The sequence below is a fragment of the Morganella sp. GD04133 genome, assembly GCF_029835375.1.
GTDB lineage: Bacteria > Pseudomonadota > Gammaproteobacteria > Enterobacterales > Enterobacteriaceae > Morganella > Morganella morganii_B.
In genome coordinates this window covers 1-13,753 of the sequence record NZ_JAODZS010000035.1, presented here as the reverse complement: position 1 = coordinate 13,753, position 13,753 = coordinate 1, and the positions used below count along the sequence as shown (strand labels likewise).

25 protein-coding genes are annotated in these 13,753 nt (G+C 45.7%); 8 read left to right on the top strand and 17 right to left on the bottom strand.

From position 1 onward, the window contains the following. Positions 1-159: 159 nt before the first annotated feature. A complete protein-coding gene (locus tag N7387_RS16540) occupies positions 160-1,383 on the top strand; it encodes a site-specific integrase (protein ID WP_279800345.1) in 1,224 nt (407 codons plus the stop codon). On the opposite strand, the gene N7387_RS16535 is transcribed toward N7387_RS16540, so the two are convergent. The 17 genes from N7387_RS16535 to N7387_RS16455 all read right to left on the bottom strand — a co-directional run bounded on the left by N7387_RS16535 (position 1,340) and on the right by N7387_RS16455 (position 7,273). Continuing rightward, entirely contained in the window at positions 1,340-1,546 is a 207-nt protein-coding gene (locus N7387_RS16535) for a hypothetical protein (RefSeq protein WP_279800344.1), read from the bottom strand. The genes N7387_RS16540 and N7387_RS16535 overlap by 44 nt on opposite strands. Further along, a complete protein-coding gene (locus N7387_RS16530; RefSeq protein ID WP_279800342.1) occupies positions 1,543-1,860 on the bottom strand; it encodes a hypothetical protein in 318 nt (105 codons plus the stop codon). Before N7387_RS16530 ends, N7387_RS16535 begins: the two co-directional genes overlap by 4 nt. Continuing rightward, the gene (locus N7387_RS16525) at positions 1,847-2,101 is read right to left on the bottom strand and encodes a hypothetical protein (RefSeq protein ID WP_279800341.1); all 255 of its coding nucleotides are present in this window, start codon (positions 2,099-2,101) and stop codon (positions 1,847-1,849) included. Before N7387_RS16525 ends, N7387_RS16530 begins: the two co-directional genes overlap by 14 nt. Continuing rightward, positions 2,098-2,319 (bottom strand): hypothetical protein, encoded by a 222-nt coding sequence (locus N7387_RS16520; RefSeq protein WP_279800340.1) that lies wholly within the window; start codon positions 2,317-2,319, stop codon positions 2,098-2,100. The genes N7387_RS16525 and N7387_RS16520 overlap by 4 nt, the downstream gene beginning before the upstream one ends. Then, on the bottom strand, positions 2,316-2,924 hold the full coding sequence (locus tag N7387_RS16515) for a hypothetical protein (RefSeq protein ID WP_279800339.1): 609 nt from the start codon (positions 2,922-2,924) through the stop codon (positions 2,316-2,318). The genes N7387_RS16520 and N7387_RS16515 overlap by 4 nt, the downstream gene beginning before the upstream one ends. Then, a complete protein-coding gene (locus tag N7387_RS16510) occupies positions 2,921-3,334 on the bottom strand; it encodes a Lar family restriction alleviation protein (RefSeq protein ID WP_279800338.1) in 414 nt (137 codons plus the stop codon). The genes N7387_RS16515 and N7387_RS16510 overlap by 4 nt, the downstream gene beginning before the upstream one ends. A gap of 10 nt (positions 3,335-3,344) precedes the next feature. Continuing rightward, complete coding sequence (locus tag N7387_RS16505) at positions 3,345-4,073, bottom strand: Rha family transcriptional regulator (protein WP_279800336.1); 729 nt, start codon at positions 4,071-4,073, stop codon at positions 3,345-3,347. A 2-nt stretch (positions 4,074-4,075) separates the two neighbouring features. Then, positions 4,076-4,291, bottom strand: a complete 216-nt coding sequence (locus tag N7387_RS16500; protein WP_279800334.1) for a hypothetical protein — start codon at positions 4,289-4,291, stop codon at positions 4,076-4,078. After that, entirely contained in the window at positions 4,291-4,497 is a 207-nt protein-coding gene (locus tag N7387_RS16495; RefSeq protein WP_279800333.1) for a hypothetical protein, read from the bottom strand. Before N7387_RS16495 ends, N7387_RS16500 begins: the two co-directional genes overlap by 1 nt. After that, entirely contained in the window at positions 4,484-4,831 is a 348-nt protein-coding gene (locus N7387_RS16490; protein WP_279800332.1) for a hypothetical protein, read from the bottom strand. The genes N7387_RS16495 and N7387_RS16490 overlap by 14 nt, the downstream gene beginning before the upstream one ends. Positions 4,832-4,904: 73 nt before the next feature. Further along, on the bottom strand, positions 4,905-5,303 hold the full coding sequence (locus N7387_RS16485; RefSeq protein WP_279800330.1) for a hypothetical protein: 399 nt from the start codon (positions 5,301-5,303) through the stop codon (positions 4,905-4,907). After that, positions 5,300-5,578, bottom strand: coding sequence for a hypothetical protein (locus N7387_RS16480; protein WP_279800328.1), 279 nt, complete (start codon positions 5,576-5,578; stop codon positions 5,300-5,302). Before N7387_RS16480 ends, N7387_RS16485 begins: the two co-directional genes overlap by 4 nt. Before the next feature lie 10 nt (positions 5,579-5,588). Then, complete coding sequence (locus N7387_RS16475; protein WP_279800326.1) at positions 5,589-5,798, bottom strand: hypothetical protein; 210 nt, start codon at positions 5,796-5,798, stop codon at positions 5,589-5,591. Beyond that, complete coding sequence (locus tag N7387_RS16470) at positions 5,791-5,970, bottom strand: hypothetical protein (protein WP_279800325.1); 180 nt, start codon at positions 5,968-5,970, stop codon at positions 5,791-5,793. The genes N7387_RS16475 and N7387_RS16470 overlap by 8 nt, the downstream gene beginning before the upstream one ends. A 1-nt stretch (position 5,971) precedes the next feature. After that, positions 5,972-6,160 carry a hypothetical protein gene (locus N7387_RS16465; RefSeq protein WP_195433393.1) on the bottom strand — a complete coding sequence of 63 codons (189 nt, stop codon included), beginning with the start codon at positions 6,158-6,160 and terminating at the stop codon, positions 5,972-5,974. Between the two features lies 1 nt (position 6,161). Next, positions 6,162-6,389 (bottom strand): host cell division inhibitor Icd-like protein, encoded by a 228-nt coding sequence (locus N7387_RS16460; protein WP_279800323.1) that lies wholly within the window; start codon positions 6,387-6,389, stop codon positions 6,162-6,164. A 176-nt stretch (positions 6,390-6,565) separates the two neighbouring features. Next, positions 6,566-7,273 (bottom strand): LexA family transcriptional regulator, encoded by a 708-nt coding sequence (locus tag N7387_RS16455; protein ID WP_279800322.1) that lies wholly within the window; start codon positions 7,271-7,273, stop codon positions 6,566-6,568. 88 nt (positions 7,274-7,361) lie between these two features. Here N7387_RS16455 and N7387_RS16450 point away from each other — a divergent pair, with 88 nt between their 5' ends. From N7387_RS16450 to N7387_RS16420, 7 genes are all read left to right on the top strand, one after another. Then, a complete protein-coding gene (locus N7387_RS16450; RefSeq protein WP_279800320.1) occupies positions 7,362-7,595 on the top strand; it encodes a Cro/CI family transcriptional regulator in 234 nt (77 codons plus the stop codon). Beyond that, complete coding sequence (locus tag N7387_RS16445) at positions 7,564-7,851, top strand: hypothetical protein (protein WP_279800319.1); 288 nt, start codon at positions 7,564-7,566, stop codon at positions 7,849-7,851. The genes N7387_RS16450 and N7387_RS16445 overlap by 32 nt, the downstream gene beginning before the upstream one ends. A gap of 265 nt (positions 7,852-8,116) precedes the next feature. Next, on the top strand, positions 8,117-9,694 hold the full coding sequence (locus tag N7387_RS16440) for a DEAD/DEAH box helicase (RefSeq protein WP_279800318.1): 1,578 nt from the start codon (positions 8,117-8,119) through the stop codon (positions 9,692-9,694). Beyond that, positions 9,691-10,677 carry a toprim domain-containing protein gene (locus N7387_RS16435; protein WP_262868499.1) on the top strand — a complete coding sequence of 329 codons (987 nt, stop codon included), beginning with the start codon at positions 9,691-9,693 and terminating at the stop codon, positions 10,675-10,677. Before N7387_RS16440 ends, N7387_RS16435 begins: the two co-directional genes overlap by 4 nt. Further along, positions 10,677-11,456: an antitermination protein gene (locus N7387_RS16430; RefSeq protein WP_279800317.1), complete on the top strand. Its 780-nt coding sequence runs from the start codon at positions 10,677-10,679 to the stop codon at positions 11,454-11,456. Before N7387_RS16435 ends, N7387_RS16430 begins: the two co-directional genes overlap by 1 nt. Before the next feature lie 169 nt (positions 11,457-11,625). Next, on the top strand, positions 11,626-12,255 hold the full coding sequence (locus N7387_RS16425) for a hypothetical protein (RefSeq protein WP_279800316.1): 630 nt from the start codon (positions 11,626-11,628) through the stop codon (positions 12,253-12,255). A 460-nt stretch (positions 12,256-12,715) separates the two neighbouring features. Next, positions 12,716-13,753 (top strand): site-specific DNA-methyltransferase (locus N7387_RS16420; protein ID WP_279800315.1); only part of this gene is annotated, 1,038 nt, incomplete at its 3' end.

Below are 13,753 nucleotides of genomic sequence, written 5' to 3'. Positions count from 1 at the left end.
GATGTATTTTATTTTATTGTATTTATGAGGTATTTTATTGATTTAGTATCATGATTAGTCATAAGTAGTCATCTTGCTTTTCCTTAAATCATGAAAAATGTGTACATATCTGTGTACATAAAATATTATCTTAACAGCTAATTTTTGAGGTTAAGAGATATGGCATTAACAGATTCATGGCTCCGTTCTGTATCAGGTAAAACTGCGGAAAAAATAGTAACAAAGGCTGACCGGGATGGGTTATCAGTCAGGGTAACCCCAAAGGGAAAGGTTATATTTCAGTTTCGTTACCGCTGGGATGGAAAAGCCGAAAGAATTGATATAGGGACATATCCAGCTACCAGCCTGAAAGATGCCAGGGAGACAGCTCTGTTTTATCGCGGTGAACTTGAGCAATTGCGAAACCCGCGTGTCGTAAAGCAGAATAAAATACAGCAGGCAGTTACGGCGAAAACTGTTGAGGTAGTAATTCGTTTATGGTGGGAAAAATCCATGGACGGTGTGAAGGTTAACGCCAAACAGATCCTCCGCTCCTTTGAGATTCATGTATTTCCAAAAATAGGGCGGTATCCGCATGATGAAACTGATCTGCATATGTGGCTTTCATTGATTGAAGCACTGGCCGAACGGTATCCGGCAGTGGCTGATAAAGTATTGCAAAATACGAAACTAGCCCATGCGTGGGGTATCCGTCGTGGCGTGATTAATAACTCTCCTTTGGAGAGAATTTCATCTGCAGATCTTGGTATTGTTGAAAATCAAGGTGAAAGGGTTCTGTCTGATGAAGAAATAAGGCTGTTATTTTCATTGATAGATGAGCCGCGCTACAACCTCAGAAACCGCTGTATTATTAAGTTGTGTCTACTCTACGGGAATAGAATTGGCGAATTGATGAAAGCCAAAGTTAAGCATTTTGATTTCACAGAACGGGTCTGGACTGTTCCACCGGAAAATCATAAAACCGGGCATAAAAGTAAAAAACCAATTTTGCGTCCGATAATTGACCCGGCTGAAGTGTTGCTGCGTGAATTGGTCGCCATTAACAATGGTAGTGAATATCTTCTGCCATCACCTAACGGCGGAAAATTAACACAGGGTGGGCACGTTTATATTTCCGCATTGCTTAATAAAAAAATGGCTCCCCATTTTGATGAATACACCACTTGGTCTATACATGATCTGAGAAAAACTATGCGAACCCGTATGTCTGAAATCACCATGCCACATGTTGCAGAAATTATGATCGGGCATAAATTACCTGGAGTATGGCAGGTGTACGATAAGCACACCTACCTGAACGATCAGAGAAAAGGGTATGAGGAGTGGTGGGATAAACTGACTAAAATTGCTTACCATTCTCCCAGTCAAAAATGTCCTGTTTGAGAAAAACCAATTCAGTTGATTTAAATTTCGGTTTCGGGAAGCCTTTACGTTTTTGTTTCCCGTTACCAGCCCAAACCCTGATAGTGTGGGGCTTCACTTCATACCGTTCGGCCAGATCGCTGGTTTTAAACCATGGTGATTCTTGTTTGCTGGTATCGCTCATTTCTCACACTCCTTTTTATACCCGTTCATCAATACTGCATTTGCCATTGCTGCAGGCGCACCCTCCCATTTTGCCTCAAAGATAATACCGCTCAGGTGGTACTGGCTGAGGTCATCCAACGTTTTAGGCAGTGTGTCAGTAGGGAAGCCGTTCAGCACGGTATCAGCGGTCTGACTGACTGCCATTTCGATAACCTGCTCAGTAGTAAAGTCTGTTTTCCGGTAACCGGCAGCCCAGACAGCATCCGTAATATCAGATGGGTCATTGCCGGCGGCCGTGATAATTTGCACCAGGTGCAGATCAGTTGTTTTCATGGCTCACCTTCCTGACTTTCTTATTCCGTTTTTTACCCGTCATTGTCGGGGTTAACTTTGGCGCAACGACCTGCGGCGCTGGTGGTCGGGGAAGGTATATCCCCGCTCTGATGTAATGCCGCTGGCGCATATCGTGAATGAGCCGCTGGCTGTAATCCCGCCCGTCATCGACATGGTGGATCGCTTTAATCATCGGATGATCGTACACACTCACTTCGTAATCCTTTGCCTGTTGGCTCATAGTGACACCTCCCGGCAGATAATCTTATGTGCCCGGCGGACATGGTTCTGTTTGCCGTACAGGGTCGTCACGCGGAAAAACAGGCCAGTGGTTGATTCGTTGACCGGCTCATGAAATAAGGCAACATCGATCAGGCGATTCAGTTTCCGGTGTTCGGTGATGAAGGAACGGATCACCACCTTGGCTATGTTGCCGTTTGAGATAAATTCGATTTTCATTCGTCCCCCATACCTTCTTCACAGGCTGCACGGCAGACGTCGAGATACTCTGGCATAATTGCCATGGTAACGAGCTGTGGGTCACCGAATATTTCATTGGTAAACTGGTCCATGTTGAACAGAACGGCTTTCCCGTCTTCTGTACATGTTGCATCCACAACACCGGCACCGAACATCAGGTAAGGTAATGCCAGGTATTTGGCACTAACCGGCGGCAGGACGTTTTTTACAAATTCACTTTTCAGAAAAATATCAAAATCAGGATATGTCTCTGAGCTGCGGGTCAGCGCAAATATGTCGAACGGCACAAATTCTGCTTCTGTTTCCTCACGGTAATACACAACAACGCAACGACCATCATCAAGCACTTTGATTTCAGCAAACTCAGCATCATCAGGGACGGGGTCGTTAAATTGCACAACGATATCATGGTGAAAATACGCATTGTGCTTCATCCGAACCAAGGCATGTCCGTTGGTTGACTCGATAAATTCACCGTTAATGTGAACGGCTTTGGTTACCGGTCGCGGATCGTCTTTTGCAGCAATCAGGGTAAGAGCAGCACGCAGTAATCCGGCATCTATGAATGGTAATTTTTCTTTCATGCTTTTTCTCCTGTTTCGCGCTGGTTCCACACACGTAGGGCAGTTTCCAGAGTGTCTTCCGGTTGGCTGGACCCGCAGCAGTCACAGCGAACGGTATACAGGTATTCACCATCCCAGCCGGTACTGTTCAGTTCGATATCGTCATTGCCGCAGAAAGGGCAGGGTTGCAGTTCAATCTCACTGCGTGGCGGGCACATGGCGATTTCAGCCGTCATACTGGTATCGAATCCGACCGGAATTACGGCATAAAGCGTGTGATTGGTTGAGGTAATGCGATCATCAGTAAGTGATTCCAGTGCCTTTTCAATAGCCGAACCTGCATCCTGAGCCGTCACTGTGACAGTCAGGGCATGACGGTGGCCACACGGATAATTGCCCAGGTAAGTTACTGCGTATTTTGTCGTTTCCATTTTCATCACCTCACTTCACACCAAAGAGTTTTTTCAGATCCACACCGTGTACTTCAAGCCATGCTCCGGCAGGCCATGCCTTTACCTCACCCCATCGCGGATCAGGGGCAATATCCGGAACAATGTCACGCTCCTTGCACCATTTACGCATTGGGTATGGGCTGTACTCTTTGCCTGTCAGATTCTGTACGGCGGTAACAGTAGCCTGCTTTGCGCTTTCACCCAGCCGTTCGGCTAACTCACGATTTTTACGGGTAGCGGCACTTAATTTTCCGAGCGCGGAAGCTTCACGTTTGCGGCTGATCTGTGATTTGGTGCGTTCTGCAATATCTGCACGTTTTTTTTCTGCCAGGCGGCCCTCTTCTGATTCAAGGGCCATCTGAAGAATTTCAATTTTCGATAGCGCCGGGGTTACTGCCGGTTTCGCAGTGCCGGTTTCCAGTTCGCGCCAGCGTTTGGCTATTTTGTGCCGGAGTTGCACCTTGTAGCCCATAGTCAATGTCATCGTTAGATCCAGGTCTAAGTCGATAGATTCAATAACTTTACGGCCCCGAAAAACCCCTCGGTGAATAAAAAAACCTTTGAAATCATAATCATCCATTTCTGGATAATAAATCCCGAGGTCGCAAAGCATCTTTTCAATATCGCGAACAACGTGATGGTGTTTTTTACCTGTCAGATCCGCTATTTCGCGACTGGACATCATCGGTTGCTGATTTTGTGTGATTAATTCGTTCATAATTAAACTTCCTTTAATTCAATTTTTAATTTTTTGGCTAACCGGCGTTGCTGTCTGTTTAATGGCATCCGAATTTCATCGCCGTGTTTTTCAAACTGAGATAGGTGTTTGCAGACATTGGTATAATCTTTAACGTCATCCCTTTCTAAACTCATGCCCTGAGGTATAGTCATGCCCGCAAAACCTTGTTGTGTTCTGCTGCGTTTTCTTTTGCCCATCACAGACCCTCTACGATTTTAATTTTTGATTTAATCAGGCAGCGTTCCATTGCCTGTTTACTTGTTTTTTCCTGCTTGCTTAATACGGCACCGTTACCGGGCGCGGCTAAATGAAATGCCTTGTTATATAGCTCTGCTGCACGGCGATATAATTTCCGTTTTTCCAAGCTGCTGCCTGATATCATCAGGTCATTAAACTGGCTCATTCTTAAATTCCTTTCTGTGCATGTTCTCGGCAATTAACTCTGTAATTAAACTGATAAACATTTCCCCATCTGGTGTGATATTTCCATTTTTGTTGTAGTAGTTGGCATATGAGTCAAGTATCTGCTGTACGGTATAGCCCGCGTTTTTACATGCTTTATTTTCATAAAGTGATATCAGCGCCTGAGTCAGTACCTCAGCATCTAAATCAATCTGATATTGCACACCATCTACAGAGCGTTTAAATGATGCTGCTTTACCTTTCTTTTTCAGATGATGAAAGAAAGCATCAGTGAATGATTTTCTTCTGTTTGATAAAATATTGTTATTTTCCATAATAGATATCCTGATTTGAGATAAAGGGATTCCCCAGCGCAGGCGCTGTAATTAAAGTTAATTCAATATTTTGTTATTTATTCTGGGCGGCAATGAGTTCTTTTAACAGCAGCTGTGATTTATCATTTACTGCCTGATATTTCTTTTCCAACTTGGCGATTTCTTTCTCCTGTCTCAGGCTATCAAGAAGAGAAATGAGAACGCCGTCTTTAAATCCCATGAACGAGGCAGTAGGTTCGCCGCGTCTGACAACTTCATCACCGTTTTCATTTTTAACTAACATGTCAGGCTCATTTGTGGGGCGGCCATCTTTGTGGAATTCACGCTGTGTAATCAGTGATGCCAGTTTATTCAGCGCTGCACGTTCTGTAAGCCGGGCACGGGCGGCACCTGATACAACATACACTGGGCGCATTTCGATAGTGATTTCACCCTTTGATGCTTTTTCGATTGCTTCAAATTTATTAGTCATGATTGTTTTCCAAAGTTAAAAAAGACATATGCACGATAACCAAGCTCAGGGCGAAGACTGAAAATAACCTTGCTTTGACCTGAAATTTTGCTGTAATCAGAAAATGAATCAACCAATTCATAATTATTAGATGCTAATTTATATAAATTACATGTCCATCTTGGGTTTCTTGTCTGTTCAAACTCAAGAATGTATTTCGCTTTTGGCGTTTCGTTAACTTGATTGATTGTTTTTTCGTTGTAATTTATATATCTTTCGTTATTGCGTCTTTGCATAATGAAACCCTTATTTTAAAATTTCACCAAGCCCATCTAGTGATTTTATTTGGGAAAATACCAGACGTTGTAAAGTACGGAGCATTAAATGTGTATCTGTTTGTGCTTCATTTTCAACAGCAGTTAATAAAGGAATAAGAAGAGCTTGTAATTCTTCATTAATTTCGACAGCTGTTTCGAAATTAGATAATTCGCCAACCAATAAAGTATATTTAGCCATTTTCTTTCTCCAAAACCTCATCAATTTCGGCCTCTGCCTGGCAAAGTAATTCCAGTGATAACCGGCGTTCTTCTTTATCGCGGGTCAGGTATTGCGCAGCCGTTGTAAATGCCTTAACTCTGGTTAATACATCTATGAGTTGCGCACGATCGGGAATTGCTTTCTGTGACATGTCACGACTCCTTTCTCTGTGCGTTTTCTTCAATCAGCCAGCAGGCGACGCTGTCAGATAACTCATGAGCCAGTTCAATGAGGTTGTCAGTTATCGGGTTGCCTGTGAATTCACCGCTAATCGTGAACAATAAGGCGTTTAATTGAGCTGCTTTATTGGCCGCCGTCTCCAATTTAATTTCATGCGCCATATCACACCGCCTTGACTGGGATCTGTGTTGCCAGCGATAAAATATAATCACGGACAAGTTGTAATTTTGCGGACCGTAAATCCGGCGCCTGCACCTCTTTGCATTCAGGTTTTGCGTTCTGGTCGATGCGCTTGATAGCAAAGAACCGAAAGGTGAACATCTGATTAACCGCTGTATAGGTGTCAGGTTTCGGCACATCACTATTTGATATATAATGTATAATGGGCATTTTTATACCCCTAAAGTTGCTTTGTGTTTTTAGTATCACCGCAGGTAATTAATAAGTCAACACCGCCGGTGATATTATTTTATCACTATAGGTTATACATCTGATTTTTCAGGGAATAAAAAGCAAAAAAAAGCCCGTCACATATATTGTGCGGGCTTGGTTGTATGAGGAAGGGGTTAAAATGTGTCGTCAGGCCACTGAGACTTAACTACTTTTCCGATAATATGACAGTCAATTCCACAGGGTATTAGCTCATATCTGGGGTTTAGTGGTTCAAGGTATGCTCGTCCGGCATCTCTAATTAATCGTTTAAATGTAAACTCATCGCCATTCATCCGGGCAATGCAGAAGTCCCCAGCATCAACACTCTCCTTTGGGTCAACTAATATCAGCATGCCTTCTGGGAAGCTAGGCCTGCCACCCTGAGGGGCTGTCATTGAGTGTCCTTCAACCTCTAACCAGAACGCGGTATCACTTGCTTTCTTGGCTGTGGGGATCCATGAAATGGCATCTTTTTCCGTGTAGGAGTGATCATTTTCAGTGAATGACCCCGCCTGTACTTTCGAAAGCAAAGGGTATTCGTAAGTATTAATGGTCTGTTCTGAGTTTGATAAAACGGACTGGTATACCTCCCTAATTTCTTTGGCTAGAAATGGGCTTATGTCCTCAACGGGAACGTTCAGTATTTTAGCAAACTTAGCAGCATGCTCGTGATTAATGGCATTTACACCATTTAACAATTGAGCCACTCCGCTTTGCCCCATCCCGAGCATTTCGCCAAGAATCTCTTGTGAAAGTCCCAAATCTTTCTTTTTTGATTCAAAGAGTGATTTTAGGCGAACGGCATCTGCTTTCTGTTCATCAGTCAGTTGTTTCTTTTTCATGCGGCAATAATATCACCTCTGGAAATAAAAACAATCACCGCCGGTGTTGATTATTTTATCATTAGCGGTGATAATTAGCGAAGGAGGAATGGTCATGGAAAAAATTGAATTGTCAGTGCTGGTTTCAACGCTAGGGCAAAAAAGGGTTGCTGACCTGTTTGGTGTTCAACAGAGTGCAATCAATAAGGCACTAAAAACTAATAGAAAAATTTTTGTTATTAGAGTGGATGGCGAGATTGTCGGTGCGGAAGAAGTTAAGCCATTCCCGAATAAGCCTGATAGCGGTTTTTATGTGCCAGACATACAACACGCCAACAACTGATCTCCCCGAGCTTCATCATCCGGGAGATGCGGCGTGGATACAGGAAATTCTGACACAGATGCCGTTCCGGATGCGGGAGTACGCGAAGTTCAAATATTCGGAAGTGTTTCAGATCCGCAGCGAAGAAGAACCAGTGTCGTTCGTGAAGGCCAATGCCGGAGCACGGGCAGCAAACAGGTGGCTGAGATTGTATTTCGAGAAGCACTACCCGGCGATTCAGGGTTACACAGCTGAGCCGCCGAAAGTTGCGGGATAAGAATTATCAGGAGGTGTGGAGGTTAAGACGTTTAGCCGTCTGGATGGTTTTCCGGTTTGGGGAAGAGGGGGAAACTTTCTAGGGGGGTAAGGGGGGTGATCTTTGAAAGGGGTGTAGGGGAAGGCACTGCCAAGGGAAGGACTCAGATCTTAAAGATAGATCTCTGTAGGGGTTAAAAATGGCATCAGACGTATAGACGTCCATTTGTAAAAAATACCCTCTCTCCTTGGCAGTGCTACCTGGTCGATAAAATTGAGGTAATGGTATGTTAACTATCACACCAAATTTTGCACAGGAAAGAGCATTGCGGTTATTGCGCAGTGAGTGGAAGTCACACCGCACGTTCATGATCAGCAGTCCGACCGGCAGCGGCAAAACGGCGCTGGCTGCATTCATCACGCACGGTTGCAACAGCCGTGATATGCGGGTGATGTTTGTTGTGCCGTACACGATCCTGATTGAGCAGACCGCTACCCGGTTTCAGGACTATGGCATTCCGATGGAAGATATCGGTTTTGTCTGGCGTGATCATCCGAACTATGACCCTACACGACTGATCCAGATTGCCTCAGCCGATACGCTGATCCGCCGTGAATTCCCGGACAACATCGACCTGCTGTTTATCGATGAGGCCCATCTGCGCCGTAAAAAACTGCTGGAAGTTATCCGCGATAATGAATTTAAGGTGATTGGCCTGTCCGGTACGCCATTCTCCCCGTTTCTGGGGACGTATTACGAAAGACTGATCAAACCCACCACGATGAAAGAACTGATCGAACGCGGGGACCTGAGTCCGTATGAGTTTTACGCCCCGACAAAGCCGGACCTTTCTGCGGTTAAATCCACCAGCAGCGCAGAGTATGGCAGCGATTACAAAGAGGCTGACATTGCTGAAATTATGTCGGGTGCGGATCTGGTTGGTGATGTGGTCAGTAACTGGCTGGCCAACGGTCAGAACCTGCCGACCATCTGTTTTTGTGTGACCGTCAGCCATGCAAATTTTGTCACGGTAGCGTTTAACCGGGCGGGTGTGAATGCAGAGATCATCACCGCAGACACACCGCATGAAGAGCGTCAGCTTATCATCCACCGCTTTGAACAGGGCGGAACAAAAATCATCGTGAACGTCGGCACACTGGTTGCCGGGTTTGACAGTGATGTCCGGTGCATCATTTACGCCCGTCCGACCAAATCGGAAATTCGCTGGGTGCAGTGTCTCGGTCGGGGTCTGCGTAAAGCACAAGGCAAAGATAAATGCCTTATTTTCGATCACTCCGGATCCGTACACCGTCTGGGGTTTCCTGATGATATCGAATATGACGAATTGCCGGGGAAAAGTGACGGTCTGGAGGAGTCATCGTCTGTCCGTGACCAGGAAAAGCGGGAGAAAAAGCCGAAGGAATGCACATCCTGTCACTACATGAAGCCTGCCGGTGTTTACGTCTGCCCGAAATGCGGTTTTAAACCGCTGGCCGGTGAAGACGTTGATGTTGATACCTCCCGTAATATCAAAAAAATGGGCAAATCCGAAAAGGTTTATACCACCAAAGACAAACAGAGTTTTTACTCCCAGCTCAAATATTACCAGAACATCCGCGCCACCGAAGGAAAGCCGGTCAGTGACGGGTGGGTCTCCAATACCTTCAGGGACAAGTTCGGTGAATGGCCACGCAGCCTGCATGCCACACCGCAGGAAATCACCCCGGAGGTCTCCAATTTCATCACGCACAAACGCATTCAGTGGGTTAAGCGCAAACAGAAAACCGAAGCACTGATGCCGCAGAGAATCACAGAGTTAAAACAGCAACTGAATAAAAACGCACAGCAGGGAGAATTATTGTGAATACAGCCGAAGCAGCAAAGGGCCAGTGGGGAAAGATTTTCGCGTACTACGGGCTGCCGCCGATCACTGGGAAACGGCACCATAAAGGAAAGTGCCCGATATGTGAGAAAAAGGGAAAATTCCGCATAGATGATCAGGACGGCCGGGGAACGTATATCTGCACCTGCAGTTCCGGTACCGGATTTCAGTTACTGGAAAAAACGCAGGGTAAGAGCTTTAAGCAGTTGGCAGACGAGATTGATCAGCTGCTCGGAAATAACCGGGGAAAAGAGGCTCCGAAGCCGGTCAGCAGCAATACCCGTTCAGACCGTGAAAAATTTATCAGTTGCTATGCTCAGATGCCTGATCTGAAAGACACCTCAGCGGTGGGCTACCTGCAAAACCGGGGCATATTTACGTTACCGGCAGAACATATCCGGTTTTGTGAGAGACAGCCGACCCGTAAAGGTATGGCGGTTATCAACTATCAGGCCATGTGGGCGCTGGCCACGGATTCAAAAGGCCAGCTGTGTTATCTGCACCGCACGTATCTGGACGGTGACCGGAAGGCCGATATCAACGTGGTAAAGCGCATGACAAGGCTGCAGGAAGATAACTATCTGGATTATGCCGAGTCGGTAGCGATCCGAATGTTTCCGGTCGCATCCACGCTGGGAGTGGCAGAAGGAATAGAGACAGCACTGTCCTGTAAACAGGTTTACGGGGTAAATACCTGGGCAACGATTAATGCCGGATTTATGGATAAATTCACTGCACCGAAAGGAGTGACCCACCTGATTGTTTTTGCTGATGCTGACTGGGGCAGCGCAACCGGACACGCAGCGGCTTTTGCCTGTGCCAAACGTAACCTTGTGGCAAACAATGACGTGGAGAAGGTTAGCGTCCGCTGGCCGGACAAAGGTGATTTTAATGATCTGATCCGCGACGGAAGCGAAGTTCGTGAACTGACATTTTACCGGGAAAAGCACCAGGAGGCTGCGTAATGAAACTCGAAAGCGCATTAAAACAATTTCATCCGAAGTCACCGACATTCAGTGACAGCTCAGACTCCACGGCCCCGGACAGACTGAAAGGCATGGATTCGGCAGCGGCAATGGGTATGGCATCACAGCGGGCCGCGTTCGGCATGCATGCGTTCTTTGGTAAAAATGATGTCAGTATTGAAGATAAATTCAGGACTGTTGAAGCACTGACGCAGTACGCCCTGCGCACGGTACCAAAGCTGGTGGCCAAAGCGGCCGGTAATCGCGTTGCCCAGTGTATGAAGATTCTGTCTGCAATGGCATTTGAGGATTACGCCCGTTCAGCAGGTTCGGTCTGCCAGTGTCAGGACTGCGGCGGAAAAGGGCTGATTTATCGCCGGAAAGAGGTGGTGAAGCACCCGGGCATCACTAATATGGAAGGTGTCGTGATTGTTGAGCCGATAGTGCGTAATGAACTGGTGGATGAACTGTGTGTGACCTGCAACGGCAAAGGGCAGTTAACCCACCGCTGCCGCTGCAAAGGGCGGGGTAAGGTGTACGACGAAGAACAGAGCGGGTTACAGGGCGCACCGGTATTCAAAGACTGCCCGAGATGCTCAGGGCGAGGGTATAAGCGTGTGCCGTCGTCAGTGGCTTATCAGGCGATAAAACACCTGGCGCCGGATTTAAACGAGAGAACATGGCGCAGAAACTGGAAGCCGTTTTATGAAGGGCTGACAGGGAAATGCCATATTGAAGAGAGCCGGGCGGAGCAGTTGTTTAATGGCATCACCCGATAGCCAATAACTGTATTAGATTTAACCTGACACAATCACGGCACAGAGCCAAACCTAATTTGACAGTCAGCTCTGTGCCAAGAAGTGGGCGGCGACTTCGAATGAAATTGCATGCTTCAGCACTTAGATTGTAAGATAAATATACAATAAAAATTTATTCAAGGAGCTCCCAATGACGTCAGATAGTGATTTTTATAAACATCTTGGAACCTTACAAAATGGTTCAATTCTGCAAGGCGCTTATGATTTATATAAAAGTTCGCAAAATAAAAATTCTTTTGTATTGAATGGGATGTTGAGAGCTGGATTAGATCTCGGCGAATACCAAACTGAGTTCAATAAACTTAATGGTATTTTTAGAGCAAAAAATAATAACCCACTATGTTTATATAGGATGACATCAACTGCCGAATTCACGCCGAGTGGCGCAGAAGTTTCCTTGGGATTATCGTTTAGGTATCCTGCTTTTTTATCTACCACAAGAGATATTAACGTATTGCAGGGATTTGTTCCGCCAACTGGCACTCCAGTGATATTGATAATAAATTGTCCCATAAATACTGGGATGGCTCTTATGGAAGGAAATCACAATAAGCTCAGAGAACAAGAAGTTTTATTGCAACCTGGTGCTGAGTATAAAATAACAAACTCTGAAAAAATCGTATGCAAATCAAAAATAGAGCATTTTTTGGGAAAACATAATGCTAACAATCACGAATTAATATATGTAATTACAATGGATGCAATTAACAATTCACCCGTTTTGGATAATGTAAGTGAGGGTGATTTTTATTTATTCTAAATTTGATAATAATATATACCCATGCTTTGTAATTTCGGATGCGGTTCCTTTTGGGAAATTAATCATGTCCACTTGAAATGTCAGCTCCTAGCTCAAAGCAGACCGTCAGATCTGATTGTGTGCTGGCGGGGAGGGCCGTCAAGGGCAAGTCCGAGCCAGTTCACAATAACGCTATTGCATTTTGTCCGAACATGCCTTAGTATCTACCCATAGTGGGAGTTCTATACATATCCGCACTGAATAAATTCTAAACCTCGCATTCGCGGGGTTTTTTTATGCCTGAAATTAAAAGGTGAGATTTCTCACCTTTAACTATTCTCATGCTGTGAAATGGGCGGCTGGTGGGTGTTGGTAGCACCTTCCCAGCCATTCACCCGTTTGTGTGATCACGGATAAACCAAGGCCCACTGCTTGTGTGCACAAAGCAAAGGGAGCTTAACAAAAAAGGTTACTCGGATCTATGAAAAACACTGTTAATTTAAACAGTATTAATTTGGTCAACGACGACTCACTCAGCTATATCAAAACCCTCCCGGATAATTGCATTGATTTAATCGCCACGGACCCGCCGTATTTTCAGGTAAAAACATGTGCCTGGGATAACCAGTGGGAAAATGTCGATGCATACTTATCGTGGTTGGACGAAATGTTGGCTGAGTTCTGGCGGGTACTGAAACCAAACGGCAGCCTGTACTTGTTTTGTGGTTCGCGTCTGGCCTCAGATACAGAAATACTGTTACGGGAGAGGTTCAGCGTTCTCAGTCATATCATATGGGCGAAACCTTCCGGCCCGTGGCGGCGGCAAAACAAAGAAAGCCTACGTTGTTTTTTTCCGTCTACTGAGCGGGTTCTGTTTGCAGAGCATTATCAGGGGCCGGTCAAAGGAAAGGGTAGTGAGTACCACCAGCGGCAGGCTGAACTGAAGAAAAATGTGTTTACCCCACTGATTGACTATTTCCGGCAGGCGCGTGATGCATTGGGTATCACGGCAAAAGAAATTGAGCAGGTAACCGGCAAGCAGATGTCATCCCATTGGTTCGGGTACAGTCAGTGGCAGTTACCGAATGAAGCGGATTACCGGAAATTACAGGCACTTTTTCAGCAGGCAGCCGCAGATTGTCAGCGGAATAACCCTTTATGCCGTGAACATGATGATCTGGTCAGTGAGCAACACACACTCAGGCGTGAATATCACGAACTGGCAGATCAGTATTCGCTGTTACGTCGTTACTTTACGGTATCAGTTGATGTGCCTTATACCGATGTGTGGACATTCCCGCCGGTTCAGTATTACCCCGGCAAACATCCGTGTGAGAAACCAGCCGCAATGATGGAGCACATCATAAAAGCCAGCAGCCGCGAAGGTGACTTGGTTGCTGATTTCTTTATGGGATCCGGAGCGACACTGAAAGCCGCACTGAAGCATAATCGCCGCGTCCTGGGTGTGGAGATGGAAGCGGAACGGTTTGAGCAGACTCAGGCTGAAATAACTCAACTC